Consider the following 13005-nt stretch of genomic DNA (forward strand, 5'->3'; position numbering starts at 1 on the left):
GGTCCCCCCGCCCCGGCGGGACCGCTTCCTCACCCCGCCCGGGACAGCAGGAGCGAGGAGTTCTGCCCGCCGAAGGCGAAGGAGTTCGACAGGGCCAGTCCCTCGGGCATCGGCTGCGGATCCCCCAGGAGCAGGTTGAGGTCGATGTCGGGATCCACGTCGTCCTTGCTCACGTTCAGGGTGGGGACGGCCACGCCCCTGGCGAGGCTGAGCAGGCACACGATCGCCTCCAGCGCGCCCGCCGCTCCGAGCGGATGGCCGTAGTACGACTTGGTCGACGACACCAGCGGCCGGTGCGGGAACAGGGACGCGATCGCCGACGCCTCCGTCCGGTCGTTGAGCTGCGTCGACGTGCCGTGCGCGTTGACGTATCCGACCTCGGACACCCCGTGGTCGGACCTCGGCGAGAACAGCCCCGCCATCGCACGGGTGACCCCGTCCAGGTCGGGGGCGAGCAGCGAGCCCGCGTCCGAGGTGCCGTGGTAGCCCACCACCTCGCCGAGGACGGGCGCGCCCCGCCGCCGCGCGTGCTCCCACGACTCCAGGACGAGGACCCCCGCGCCCTCCGCCATCACGAACCCCGAGCGGTTGCCGGAGAAGGGCACCGACGCGCTGTCGGGATCGGACGAGGAGGTCATGGCGCCCAGCTTCCTGAACGGTTCGAGGACCTGGTCGATGACACAGGCCTCGGCGCCTCCGGCGACGGCCACTTCCAGGTCGCCCGCGCGCACCCTCCGGAACGCCTCGCCGATCGCCACGCTGCCCGAGGCGCACGCGGAGGCGTAGCTGAGCGCCTCGCCCCGCAGTCCGAACTCGATGGAGATGTTCGCCGCGATCATGTTCATGAGCCCCTTGGGCACGATCAGGGGGGAGATCTCCCGTACCCCGTGGAGGGCCCCGTCACCGAACTCGGAGGCGAGGGTCTGCACGCCGCCGATCGAGCTGCCCATGAACAGGCCCGCCCCGTGGAGCACCTCGGGCAGATCGAGCAGGCCCGCGCCGGTCAGGGCCTCCTTCGAGGCGCGCAGCGCCAGGCGGGTGACCCGGTCGGTGTGGCGGCGGACGCGGGTGGGGAACCCCTCCTCCCAACCGTCGGGCACCCGGGCGACGAGGGTCACACCCTCGATGTCCGGTTCGGTGAAGTTCGTCCTGCCGTTGAGCAGCGATCCCCAGAACTCCTCCGTGTCAGCGCCGATCGGGCTCACCACGCCGGTACCGGTCACCACGACGCGTCGTTGCGTTTCGGACACCATCAACTCCTTCTCAGGCGGGATCGCGACCTGATGAGGACGACCGCGAAGAGCACGAGCACGGTCGAGCAGGTCAGGGCGAACGGCAGATAGGACGTGCTCGCGGGGACGAAGGTGACGAAGGTGGACATGATCCGGTCGAAGAACGCCCGGACCACGGCTGAGGCGGTGAACGCGGTCAGAGCGACGAGCGACACGACCAGGGGGACCGTGTAGCCGAACACCGCCCGGTTGAGGACGCCGGGCGAGTAGCCGTTCATCCGCATGATCCTGACGAACTCGCCCTGGGTGGCGAAGGTGAAGCGGTAGATGGACAGGAGCATGATGGCCAGGAGGGCCACCGCGATACCGATGAGCAGCGACACCTGGATGTTGATGATCTCGACGATGCTCTCCCCGGAGGAGGCGATGCTCTCCCGCGAGACCGAGGGGACCGCGTCGTGCAGGTCGGGATGGCGCGACCCGGTGAACACGACCGGGACGGACGGGGCCCGCGTTCCGGAGTCCTCGATCCGTTGGTCCTCGGGTACGTACACCAGCGCGGAGGTCGCGTTGTCGGTGACGGCGCCGACCTCCAGCGTGTACTCGGCCTCGCCCTCGATGTCGGTGAACCGGAGCTCGCTGCCCTCGCCCACCCCGTACTTGTCGGCGAACGCCTCGGTGACGGTGGGTCCGTCCACCTCACCGAAGAAGCGCGAGTCCGACGGTACGGAGAACACCATCTGCGCGACGTGCTCGTCGTCGTACAGGGTGGTGAGCCGGGCGGGCTCGTCCTCGTCCCTTTCCAGGCCCGCTTCGGCCACGGCGTCCGACAGCACGTACATGTACTCGTAGTCGGTGTCCGTTTCGAGCATCGCCACGTACTCGTCCACCGAGATCTTCAGCATGAACGAGAAGTTCACGAAGAGGCTGACGATCAGTACGAGCGCGACCAGGGACAGCGGTTCCCGGGGGTTGCGCAGGGCCTTGACCAGCCGTAGCCGCAGCCCGAAGTCGGGGATGAACCGCAGCCCCGAGGTGGACACACGGGGCTCCCGGCGTACCCTGCGGCGCTGGCGGGGCCTTCGGTGGACCATCCGGTAGCAGGCGTAGTCCACGAGGAGCAGCACGGCGAGGGTGACCAGGGAGACGGCGACCAGCACCGGGACGTCGACCGAGAGCGGCGGATAGTTGTAGAGCCTGCCGTTGATCGACATGATCGGTGTCGCCGCCACCGCCGTCAGGGCCGTGCACACGGCCCAGGCCGCGACGAGTGTGAGCACCGTCTCGACCCGGTAGTGCCCGCGCAGGCGGGAGGTGAGCCCGAGCCGCTCGAAGGTGGCGATGTCGCGCTGTTCCCTTCTGCGCGTCTCGAAGTGGTACACGGACACCAGGGCGACGATGATGGCCGTGAAGATGACGAAGATGAGCGCGGCCAGGTCGCGCGGGGCGGCGGAGTCCCCGATGACCTGCTGGATCCGGGAGTTGTTGTCCGAGTCGCGTATGAGCGAGGGAGCGTACTCGTCGATGACGGACGCGACGTCGGTGCGCTCGTCGAAGGAGAACTGCCGGGTCGCCTCGTCGAGGAACTCCGCGTCGAAGGTGTCGCCGGTGACGAACGCCATGCCGAAATCGTCCGCGTTCGGCTGGAGGACCAGTTCGCTGCTCTTGGTGGTCATGTAGTCGGGTGCGGTCGCGAAGCCGACCACTTCGAGGTCGAGGGACCCGACGGTGACGCGGTCGCCGACCTCCAGCCCGTGGGCGTTGGCGTACTGCTCGTCGAGCAGCACGTCGTCGTCGGCCTCCAGGTCCCGTCCGGCGACCACCGCGTGCAGGTTGATCGACTCCCGGGGAGGGAACAGCCGCAGCGTGGAGTCGTCCGGTCCCGGCACGTCGGCGCTGAGCACCGACTCCACTCCGTCGGCCACCTCGCCCCGTACCTGCTCCCCCTCCCCGTCGTCGGCGAGGAAGTACCCCTCCTCCTGGTTGTTCTCCTGGGCGAAGCGTTCGAGGTCGCCGAGCACGCTCGTGGACGCCACGAAGAAGGAGTTGCTCAGGGTGAACCCGATGACCGTGATGAGGAAGAGCGTCACGAGTTCGGGCCAGTTGCGTTTCGCTCGTCGACGCACACGCTTGCGCAGCGTGTCGCGGAGGGCGGGGCTCACCATGCGACCGACGAGGCGTCCACGGGGGCCAGGCCCCGGTCGTCGGAGACGACGCGGCCGTCGTGCAGGCGCACGACCTGGTGGGAGATCCCCGTGACCAGCTCGTTGTGCGTGATCATCACGATGGTGACACCGAACCGCAGGGTCAGGTCCTGGAGCACCGAGAAGACCTCGCGGGTCGACACCGTGTCGAGCGCGCCCGTGGGCTCGTCGCAGAACAGGATCGCGCACTCCTTGTTGAGCGCCCTCAGGATCGCGCACTTCTGCCGCTGGCCGCCGGAGCACTCACCGGGGAAGCTGTCCACCACGCCGCGCAGGTTCCAGCCGTCGATGAGCTCGTCCACCTTCGGGATGAGCGGCCGGTCGAGCACGATGTTCTCGTGGAGCGTCAGGTCCCCGACCAGGTTGTACTCCTGGAAGACGAACGCGATCTCGTCGCGGCGGAAGCGGTCGACCTCCCGGCGTGACAGGGAGTGGACGTCGCGGTCGGCGACGGTGACGGTGCCGGAGTCGATCCCCTCCAGACCGGACAGGCAGTTGAGGAGTGTGGACTTCCCGGACCCGGACGGGCCGAGGATGGTGCAGAGCGTCGCCTCCTCGATCTTCAGGGACACCCCCTTGAGCACGGTGGTGCCGTGCTCCCCGCCGACGGGGAACGACTTGACCAGGTTCTCCGCCGTGATCACGAGGCGCCCTCCGCCCGCCGCACGAGCAGGAAGTACGAGTAGTACATGCTGTCCGCCGGAACGATCTCCTCCACGGCCAGGCCGGCCTCCGAGAGCTGGTCCTGGAGCGTGCTCCAGTAGGCCACCGACCGGAAGTCCGACAGCACGCGGTTGAGGAGAGCCTCGGCCTTGACCAGGGAGTTGCCCACACCGGACAGGTAGAGCTGGATGCCCGGCACCGGGGAGGTCGAGCGCACGAGGACCTCCTGGACGTCCTCGAAGTCGGGGAAGTACTGGCCGATGACGTAGGTGCCCGTCGGCGACAGGACCTCACGGACCCTGCGGAAGAACGGGACGCGCTCCTCCTCGGGCATGTAGAAGATCATGAAGCTGCTCAGGACCATGTCGAAGCGGTCGGTGGTGTCGTGGTCGGTGAACCGGACCGATTCCACGCGTGTGTTCGGATGGCCGGACAGCCGCTCGCGTGTGGCGTCGGCGACCTTCACCTGGGGTTCCAGACCGACCATCCGTGCGGTGGGCAGGGTGGAGAGCACCGAGCTCATGTGCAGGCCGTCACCGCAGCCGATGTCCAGGACGGACGCGGGGGAGAGGCGGCGGCAGAGCCGTTCGAACGAGCGCTTCGTGTAGAGCTCGTAGGCCAGGGCCCCGAGGTCGGAGTAGAACTTCTCGGAGAAGGAGGGCGCGACCTGGGCGTCGAACCCCATGCCCTCCAGTTCGAGGATGTACCGGCTGAGGACGATCAGGTAGCGCACGTCCGGTCGGTGGAGCGGCCCGGTCTCCCCGTCCGCCTCGGCCTTGCGGATGAGCCCTCGGACGAACACGTAGTCCTTCTCGGCCTCGGCGCGCGGGCGCGTGGCCGAGTCGCCGCCGAAGCCGGGGAACCCGGTGGTGTAGGCGGGTTCGGGGACGACGGCGCCGTCCACCCGTGCGGCGACGCCCAGCTCCAGGGCGAGCCGGAGGAAGTCGTCGAGGATCCGGGGGTCGGTGTCCGGGCGCGCGGACAGGTCGCCGTCGGGGAACTCCCGGTCCATGAGGGTGAGCACGATGTGCCGGAGGAACCCCTGGAGCTTGGACAGGAGGAGGAGCTGGAGCAGGGGGCCGCCGCGCAGGCCCAGCCCGTTCGCCGCCGCCAGCGCCGCGCGGACGACGGGCGTCTGCCGGGAGCGGAGCGCCAGGTCGTGCCGCCTGAGGGCGATCTCGCTGTGCCTCATCGGGTGGCCTCCAGCTCGTTCAGCGCCTTGAAGGTCACCTCGAGGTCCTCCTCGGTGTGCAGGCGGGACAGGAAGAAGCGGAGCCTGGCCTCGTCCTCCCGGACCGCCGGGTGCAGGATGGGCGCCACGTTGATGCCGCTGACGTGCAGCTGTTCGGAGAACCTCAGGGCGAGGGCGGAGTCGCCGGTGATGAGCGGGACCACGGGCGTGCCCCCGCTCTTGCCCGTGTCCAGGCCCATGTCCCTCAGGGTGTCGAGGAAGCGCTGGGAGATCCCGTGCAGCTCGTCGATCCAGTGGGGGTTCTCCTGGCACAGGCGGATCGACTCCAGGGCCGCCGCGGTGTTGGCGGGGGTCATGCCCACGCTGAAGACGAAGCCGGGGAGGTTGTAGCGCAGGTACTCGACGAACCCTCGGCTTCCGGCGATGTAGCCCCCGCAGCTGTTGAAGGCCTTGCTGAGGGTGCCCATGTGGATGTCGACGCGGCGCGGGTCGACACCGAAGTGGCTGGCCACGCCGCGGCCCGCGCGCCCCACGGTGCCGATCGAGTGGGCTTCGTCGATCATGAGGAAGGCGTCGTGGTGCTCCTTGATCCGCAGCAGCTCCGGCAGGGGGCACAGGTCGCCGTCCATGCTGTAGACGCCCTCGACGACGATGACGACGTTGCGGAACCTGGGGCGCAGCCGTGCCAGCTCCTGCTCCAGGTTCTCCATGTCGTTGTGCTTGAAGGGCTTGCGTTTGGCGTCGGAGAGCAGCGCGCCCTGGATGAGGCTGTTGTGGGCCAGGGAGTCGTGGAGGATCAGGTCGTCCTCACCGAACAGGTTCCCGAGGATGTTGACGTTGGTGCTGTGCCCGCCGACCTGCACGAGCGCGTCGTCCACGCCGATGAAGTCGGCGATCGTGCGCTCCAGTTCCCCGTGGAGGCCGATCTCGCCGCCGATGAGCCTGCTCGCCGAGACCGAGGTCCCGTGCTCCGCGACGGCGTCGTCGACGGCCTTGCGGATACGGGGGTGGCCGTTGGTGCCGAGGTAGTTGTAGCTGGAGTAGTTCACGAACGTGCGGGCGCCGACACTGATCGTGTTCGCGGCGATCCCGCGGTAGGCGGCGAAGTAGGGCAGGTCCTCCTGTCCGCGGAGGAAGTCCCCGAACTGGACGATCTTCTCCATCCGTGCGATGCCCTCGGGAGCCGCGGGGGCGTCCGCCGGGGTGTCCTCGACCAGCGCGTGCAGACGGAGTTCGAGGTCGGCGTAGGTGATGTCGTCCTGGAAGTCCTCCCACGGGTCGATCGAGCGGATCTGGGGGTAGTTCTTGGCGAGGCTGGAGACGAGGTCCATGATCATGATCGAGTCGAACCCGAGGTCGTCGATCATGAGTTTTCCAGGGTCGATTTCGTGGGTTTCGTACGAGGCTATTTCGGCGACGGTCTTGAGTAGATCGGTACTCATGTTACTCGTGTGGCTCATGGGGGCTCCAAGTCGTTCTTCACGGCTTCTGAGACACGTGTTCGTGAATGTGTTCCGCTGCTGACGCCGCCCCGTCGACTCCGGAGAGGAGTTCGCGGAGGGTGCGTGCGCGGGAACGGGTGCGGGGGTCCGTGAGGACCTTCTCCACGGCATTGCGGAAAGAGGCTCCGGAAACGTCCTTGGGGGAGACGGCGACGGCGTTTCCGAAGCGGACGCAGTCCGCCACGTTCCACCGCTGCTCCATCTGCAGGCCGATTCCGACGAAGGGTTTTCCGGTCGTGACCGCGGTCTGCACGGTCCCCTCGCCCCCGTGGATCACGGAGGCGTCGATGAGGTCGCCGAGCAGGTGTGCGGGGAGGAGGTCGCGCACGTGGATGTTGTCCGCGACCTGGGGGAGGTCGCTCTCCTCCAGGTAGGAGGCGACGGGGGCGATGACGGTGACGGGCATCCGGGAGAGCTCGGTGAGGACCCGGAGCACCACTTCCCGGTTCCCGGAACTGCCCATGGCGAAGTAGACCACCGGGCGCTTCGCCCGCGCCGAGGCCTCGGCGACGCGGACCACGTCCGGAGGGATCTCCCGGTCGATCCGGGCGAAGACCGGGCCGACCAGGCGGTAGTTCGCGGGCATCCGGTAGGGGCGCAGGTAGCAGGAGAGGGAGGTGATCAGGTTGAGGTCGGCGTCGAGCGCCTGGATGGTGCGACCGGGCAGCCTGACCCCGTGCTCGCGCGCGACTGCCCGGAAGGCCGCGGGCTTGTAGGTGGTCACCCGGGCGGCCTCCCGCAGGAGCGCGGCGGCGCCGGTGTTGACCGCCCGGGGGAGCGGGCCGTCCCCTTCGGCGAGCGGCAGCGACCGCGTCTGGAGGATGTGGGGCCAGCTGTAGGCGAAGGGCTTGACGTAGACGAGCGGCACGCCGGCGGCACGGGCGGAGACGAACTGGCTGAGCGTCGTGCCGATCACGACCGCCGCCGGGCGGAGCGTGCCGATGAGGGCGAGTTCACTGGCGACGCGGGTGCGGAGCATCGCGGCGGTGAAGGGGTGCCGGACCGCCTTCCCCTGGTCGACGCGGATCAGCTGGTCCGCGTCCTCGTCGGTCAGCGCGGGGGCCAGGCGGTGAAACGTGAACCCGGCCTCTTCAATGAGGCCGGAGTATCTTTCGGAATACCCGGAAAAGACGCATTCATATGTTTCACGGAGGTGTTTCGCCACCTCGATGGACCGGGTTGTCTCCGCGAGATTGAATGTCTCGGGGGCGAACAATATAACGCGCACCAGTAAACGCACCTAAGCAAAATTTATGGGACGTCCACGAAAGTAGCATTGGCGAATATAAGCGTCAAATGTGACGCGTATCACACTAAAAGTCTCATGTTTTGGAGGGCCAGGTGGGGAAGGCGTGGGGCAGGGGCGTTGCGTCGGGCCGGTGCGTGTTCCCTGGTGAAGGTTTTCCGTCCTCGGGGCGGAGGAATCGGTGGATTCACGTTCTGCTGTCACTTCTTGCAGTATTTCGACCACGAAGAGAAATGTTGGATTCGCGTTTCTCGCTTTTCCGCGGTCATGTTGCGCGCTTGTTACCGCGGGGCGGCTTCACTGTGCCACTGCCGGGGCGCGGGGGTGTTCGCACCGGCGCGCCGCCGGGCGGCGGGTGGGAGCGCGGCGTTCGGGGCGCGCCGATTCCCCGGTTCCCGGCCCACCGGTCGGCCACCGGGGCTCCCGTCGCGCGTCCCACGGGGGGCGAGGCGCCCGGGCGGGTCCGCCCGGGCCCCGGGCCAGCGGATCGGACGGGTCCGCCCTCGGAGGGTCCGGAGGAGGGCGGGGCGCGTGGTGTCCGCGCCGGACGGACCGGTGGGGACGGCCAGGGCTCCGAACAGGGCGGACGCGGTTGTCCACAGGCTTTCTGCGGCGAATCCACCCAACGCCTAACCTGGCCGGAGCAGAGGAAACGACGTCTGGGGGACAGCGATGACGGGACGGTACGGAGGAGGCCAGGGGCGCCGGTACGGGGGCCGCGGCGGCGGGCGCGGGCCCGAACCCGAGCCGATCCGCGGAGTCCGCGACGGGGCCCGGCTCTCCGAGGAGCTCCTGCGCATGGACGGCGCCTCCTACGGCCGCTACAAGTCACTCAGGGGCGACTGGGACTTCGGCGACTTCACCCTGACCGTGCAGCGGGTCCAGGCCGACCCCTTCGCACCGCCCTCGCGGGTGCGCGTGCTCATCCCGGACGCCGGCGTCCCCAAGAGCGCCTGGGGCGACCCGGTGCGCCGCCGCGCCACCGCCGACTACCTGGGGCGGCGCGCCCGCCGGCTCCTGCGCGGATCGCTGCTCAGGATCGACACCGGCGGCCAGGAGGTGATCGAACGCTCCTCCTGCCAGCTCACCGACGGCGGTATCGACCTGCGCATCGGCATCGACCTGCCCGGCCACGGCCGCCGCATCGACGGACGCACCGCCGAGCGGGAGCTGTGCCGCACCCTGCCCCGCCTGGTGGACGACCTGGACTGGGAGGAGGTCGACGCCGAGGAGGCCGCGGCCTTCGCCGACACCGTCGCCGACACGGTCGCCCTTCGCTCCCAGCTGGAGGAGAGGGGCCTGGTGGCCTTCGTCGCGGACGGCGCCGTGCTGCCCCGGCGCAGCGGTGTCAGCGACGAACCCATGACAGGCGGCGCCGTGCCCTTCGCCTCCCCCGAGGGCCTGCGGGTCAGCGTCGACCTGCCGCACCGGGGCACGGTGAGCGGCATGGGCGTGCCCGAGGGCATCACCCTCATCGTCGGCGGCGGCTTCCACGGCAAGTCCACCCTGCTGCACGCCCTGGAGCGCGGCGTCTACGACCACGTTCCCGGCGACGGCCGCGAACTGGTGGTGACCAGGGGCGACGCCGTCAAGATCCGCGCGGAGGAGGGCCGCAGGGTCGAACGCGTGGACGTGAGCCCCTTCGTGCGCAACCTGCCCACCGGCGCCGACACGAGCGACTTCCGCACCGAGAACGCCTCCGGGTCCACCTCGCAGGCGGCCAACATCTGCGAGGCGGTCGAGGCGGGGGCGCGCACCCTGCTGGTGGACGAGGACTCCACCGCCACCAACCTGATGATCCGCGACGAGCGCATGCAGGCCCTCGTGCACGGCGACCGGGAGCCCCTCGTCCCCTTCATCGACCTCGTCCGGCCCCTGCGTCGCGAGCACGGGGTGTCCACGGTCCTGGTCATGGGCGGCAGCGGCGACTACTTCGACGTCGCCGACCACGTCGTCATGCTCGACGCCTACCACCCGCACGACGTCACCGAACGGGCCCGCGAACTCGCCCGCGAGCGCGTGGACGCGGACTTCGCCCTGCCGCGCCCCCGCGTGGTCGATCCCGCCTCCGTGGACGACGGCACCTCGCGGGGCCGGGGCCGGATCAAGCGCCGCGACATGGACGTGCTGGTGTTCGGCGACCACGACGTCGACGTGCGCGCGGTGGAGCAGTTCGTCGACCCCGGGCAGATCACCGGTGCCGGGCTGGCCCTGCGCGAGCTGGTCGCCGGACGCCACCTGGACGGCGGCCGCACCCTCGCCGAGGCGCTCGACTCCCTGGAGGAGGCCCTGGACAGAAGGGGCGTCACCCTGCTGGGCTCCGACTTCGGCGGCGACTACGCCCTGCCGCGCCGCTTCGAGGTAGCCGCCGTCCTCAACCGGCTGCGCTCGCTGCTGGTGGCCGACCTGCACTGAGCCGCGGGGGCGGGGCCGGGGTGTGGCGGTCCTCTCATGCCCCGGTTGCAGGAAGCTCCCTCCACCGGTCGGGGTTGGTAGGGGTGTGGGCGAGCGTCCTCGCACGGCTCCACCGGCCGGGGTTCCCTTTCCGCGCCGACCGGTGGCGGTGGTGTCGTGGGGCGTGAGCGCCCTCGCGCGGCTCAGTCGGTGGGCTGGTGGGTCGGTATTCTGGAGAAGCAGGGCACAGCCTCCCAGGCGGTGCGAATCGGGCCTCCCCGGCCGTACCCCGGCGCCCGACCGCCGCGCGAGCGCGGCCCTGTGATCCCGACCAGTTTTGGAGACGAGAACCCGGTGCGTGATTCCGCAGATCTGTACGAACTCCACCCAGGCTTCGAGGATGTCGCCGGCCTGGCGATGCTGGTCTGTCTGGACGGCTTCGTGGACGCCGGACACGCCGGGCGCCAGCTGATCACGTCGCTGTTCGAACGGTTCACCGCGGAGGAGGTCGCGACCTTCGACGCCGACCGCCTCGTGGACTACCGCTCGCGCCGTCCGACGATGACCTTCGTCGAGAATACCTGGACCGCCTACGACGCGCCCAAGATCGCCCTGTACCGGCTGCACGACGACGAGGGCGCCCCCTTCCTGGTCCTGCACGGCCCGGAGCCGGACCGCGAGTGGGAGGCCTTCGCCGCCGCCGTGGGCCGCCTCGTCGACCACTTCTCCGTCACGCTGTCCGTCAGCGTCCACGGCATCCCCATGGCGGTCCCGCACACCCGGCCGGTCACGGTCACCCCGCACTCCACCCGCCCCGAGCTGGTCGAGGGGCACACCCCGTGGATCGGCCGCGTCGAGGTGCCCGGCAGCGCCACCTCACTGCTGGAGTACCGGCTCGGCGAGCGGGGCCACGACTTCGTGGGCTACGCCGTCCACGTGCCCAGCTACCTGGCCCAGGCCCAGTACCCGCGCGCGGCCATCGCCGCCGCCGAGTACGTGGCCGGGGCCACCGGCCTGGCCCTGGCCACCACGGAGATGGAGGAGGTCGCCGCGGCGACCGACGTCGACATCGCCGAACAGGTCATGGCCTCCGAGGAGATCCAGCGCGTCGTGGCCAACCTGGAGCGCCAGTACGACGACATCATGTCCTCCCGGACCGACCCCGAGGAGCGTCCCACGCTCCCGCTGGCCGACGACGACGCCCAGCTGCCCACCGCCGACGAGCTCGGCGCCGAACTCGAACGCTTCCTCGCCGAGCGCGAGGGCGAGGGAAACGGATGACCGTGTTCTACCAGATGCTCTTCCGCTCGGTCCTGCGCCACATGGACGCGGAGAAGGTCCACAGGCTCAGCTTCGCCGCGCTGCGCGGCGTGACCTCCCTGCCCGCCGTGGCCTCCGCCATGAAAGGCGTGCTCGGGCCGCGCGAGCCGGAGCTGACCGTGCACGCCCTCGGGCAGGAGTTCCCCGGCCCGCTGGGGCTCGCGGCCGGTTTCGACAAGAACGCGGAGAGCCCCTCCGGGCTGGCGGCGCTCGGCTTCGGCTTCGTGGAGGTGGGCACCGTCACCGCCCAGCCCCAGCCGGGCAACCCGCGGCCGCGCCTGTCCCGGCTGGTGGCCGACCGCGCGATCGTCAACCGCATGGGCTTCAACAACGAGGGGTCGGCCCTGGTCGCCGAACGCCTCCACCACCGGCGCGGCGGCCGCCGTCCCGTGCTCGGCGTCAACATCGGCAAGACCAAGGTCACGCCCGAGGAGGAGGCCCCCGCCGACTACGCCCTCAGCGCCCGGCGCCTGGCCCGCTACGCCGACTACCTGGTGGTCAACGTCAGCTCGCCCAACACCCCCGGGCTGCGCAACCTCCAGGGCGTGGAGCGGCTGCGCCCGCTCCTGGCCGCCGTGCGCGAGGCCATGGCCGAGGCCGGTCGCCCGGACCTGCCCCTCCTGGTGAAGATCGCCCCCGACCTCGCCGACGAGGACGTCGACGCCGTCGCCGACCTCGCGCTGGCCGAGGGACTCGACGGCATCATCGCCACCAACACCACCATCTCCCGTGAGGGCCTGACCACCCCCGCGGCGCAGGTGGAGGCGGCCGGTGCGGGCGGCCTGTCCGGCGCCCCCCTCAAGCGGCGCTCCCTGGAGGTGCTGCGCCGCCTGCGCGCCCGTGTGGGCGACCGGGTGACCCTGATCGCCGTCGGCGGCATCGAGACGCCCCTGGACGCCTGGTTCCGCATCCGGGCGGGGGCCAGCCTCGTGCAGGGCTACACCGGCCTCATCTACGGCGGTCCGCTCTGGCCCCGCCGCATCAACCGCGGCCTCGCCCGGCTGGTGCGGGCCTCCGGCCACCGTTCCATCAACGAGGTCGTCGGAGCCGACGTCCCCTCCCCGGCCGCCCCGGCGGCCGACACTGGGCAGGGGGCGGACCCCGCCGCGGCCACAGCCAAGGGCTGAGCCCGCCGCCGGAGCCCGGGTCCGCGGACCCGCCACCGACGAACGGACCCGCGGCTCCGCCTCCCGGGGCCGCGACCGCCACCCAGGGGCGCGACGCGGCCGCACGGACGCGGGGGGGGGGGGGG

The 13005-nt window shown here is 70.3% G+C and carries 9 protein-coding genes; 3 read left to right on the top strand and 6 right to left on the bottom strand.

The features are described from left to right. Nucleotides 1-29: 29 nt before the first annotated feature. The 6 genes from DQW06_RS23035 to DQW06_RS23060 all read right to left on the bottom strand — a co-directional run bounded on the left by DQW06_RS23035 (nucleotide 30) and on the right by DQW06_RS23060 (nucleotide 7772). Entirely contained in the window at nucleotides 30-1253 is a 1224-nt protein-coding gene (locus DQW06_RS23035) for a beta-ketoacyl synthase (RefSeq protein WP_117199294.1), read from the bottom strand. After that, nucleotides 1253-3397 carry an ABC transporter permease gene (locus tag DQW06_RS23040; protein WP_117199295.1) on the bottom strand — a complete coding sequence of 715 codons (2145 nt, stop codon included), beginning with the start codon at nucleotides 3395-3397 and terminating at the stop codon, nucleotides 1253-1255. The genes DQW06_RS23035 and DQW06_RS23040 overlap by 1 nt, the downstream gene beginning before the upstream one ends. Beyond that, entirely contained in the window at nucleotides 3391-4080 is a 690-nt protein-coding gene (locus DQW06_RS23045) for an ABC transporter ATP-binding protein (protein WP_071621595.1), read from the bottom strand. Before DQW06_RS23045 ends, DQW06_RS23040 begins: the two co-directional genes overlap by 7 nt. After that, nucleotides 4077-5291 (bottom strand): cyclopropane-fatty-acyl-phospholipid synthase family protein, encoded by a 1215-nt coding sequence (locus DQW06_RS29835; RefSeq protein ID WP_013151845.1) that lies wholly within the window; start codon nucleotides 5289-5291, stop codon nucleotides 4077-4079. The genes DQW06_RS23045 and DQW06_RS29835 overlap by 4 nt, the downstream gene beginning before the upstream one ends. Next, complete coding sequence (locus DQW06_RS23055; protein WP_117199296.1) at nucleotides 5288-6658, bottom strand: aminotransferase class I/II-fold pyridoxal phosphate-dependent enzyme; 1371 nt, start codon at nucleotides 6656-6658, stop codon at nucleotides 5288-5290. The genes DQW06_RS29835 and DQW06_RS23055 overlap by 4 nt, the downstream gene beginning before the upstream one ends. A gap of 112 nt (nucleotides 6659-6770) precedes the next feature. After that, entirely contained in the window at nucleotides 6771-7772 is a 1002-nt protein-coding gene (locus DQW06_RS23060) for a glycosyltransferase (protein ID WP_117199297.1), read from the bottom strand. Nucleotides 7773-8711: 939 nt separating this feature from the next. Here DQW06_RS23060 and DQW06_RS23065 point away from each other — a divergent pair. The 3 genes from DQW06_RS23065 (at nucleotide 8712) to DQW06_RS23075 (ending at nucleotide 12880) form a co-directional block, all read left to right on the top strand. Then, complete coding sequence (locus tag DQW06_RS23065) at nucleotides 8712-10454, top strand: ABC-ATPase domain-containing protein (RefSeq protein ID WP_071621596.1); 1743 nt, start codon at nucleotides 8712-8714, stop codon at nucleotides 10452-10454. 333 nt (nucleotides 10455-10787) lie between these two features. Continuing rightward, complete coding sequence (locus DQW06_RS23070) at nucleotides 10788-11714, top strand: proteasome assembly chaperone family protein (protein WP_041552322.1); 927 nt, start codon at nucleotides 10788-10790, stop codon at nucleotides 11712-11714. Further along, complete coding sequence (locus tag DQW06_RS23075; RefSeq protein ID WP_013151850.1) at nucleotides 11711-12880, top strand: quinone-dependent dihydroorotate dehydrogenase; 1170 nt, start codon at nucleotides 11711-11713, stop codon at nucleotides 12878-12880. Before DQW06_RS23070 ends, DQW06_RS23075 begins: the two co-directional genes overlap by 4 nt. Nucleotides 12881-13005 lie beyond the last annotated feature (125 nt).

This window comes from Nocardiopsis sp. TNDT3 (genome assembly GCF_003427465.1).
Lineage (GTDB): Bacteria > Actinomycetota > Actinomycetes > Streptosporangiales > Streptosporangiaceae > Nocardiopsis > Nocardiopsis dassonvillei.

What these genes read in the sequence shown, in the direction of transcription:
- DQW06_RS23035 (WP_117199294.1), bottom strand. Translation starts at nt 1,253, where the DNA reads ATGGTGTCCGAAACGCAACGACGCGTCGTGGTGACCGGTACCGGCGTG.
- DQW06_RS23055 (WP_117199296.1), bottom strand. Translation starts at nt 6,658, where the DNA reads ATGATCGACGACCTCGGGTTCGACTCGATCATGATCATGGACCTCGTC.
- DQW06_RS23075 (WP_013151850.1), top strand. Translation starts at nt 11,711, where the DNA reads ATGACCGTGTTCTACCAGATGCTCTTCCGCTCGGTCCTGCGCCACATG.
- DQW06_RS23060 (WP_117199297.1), bottom strand. Translation starts at nt 7,772, where the DNA reads ATGCTCCGCACCCGCGTCGCCAGTGAACTCGCCCTCATCGGCACGCTC.
- DQW06_RS29835 (WP_013151845.1), bottom strand. Translation starts at nt 5,291, where the DNA reads ATGAGGCACAGCGAGATCGCCCTCAGGCGGCACGACCTGGCGCTCCGC.
- DQW06_RS23040 (WP_117199295.1), bottom strand. Translation starts at nt 3,397, where the DNA reads ATGGTGAGCCCCGCCCTCCGCGACACGCTGCGCAAGCGTGTGCGTCGA.
- DQW06_RS23065 (WP_071621596.1), top strand. Translation starts at nt 8,712, where the DNA reads ATGACGGGACGGTACGGAGGAGGCCAGGGGCGCCGGTACGGGGGCCGC.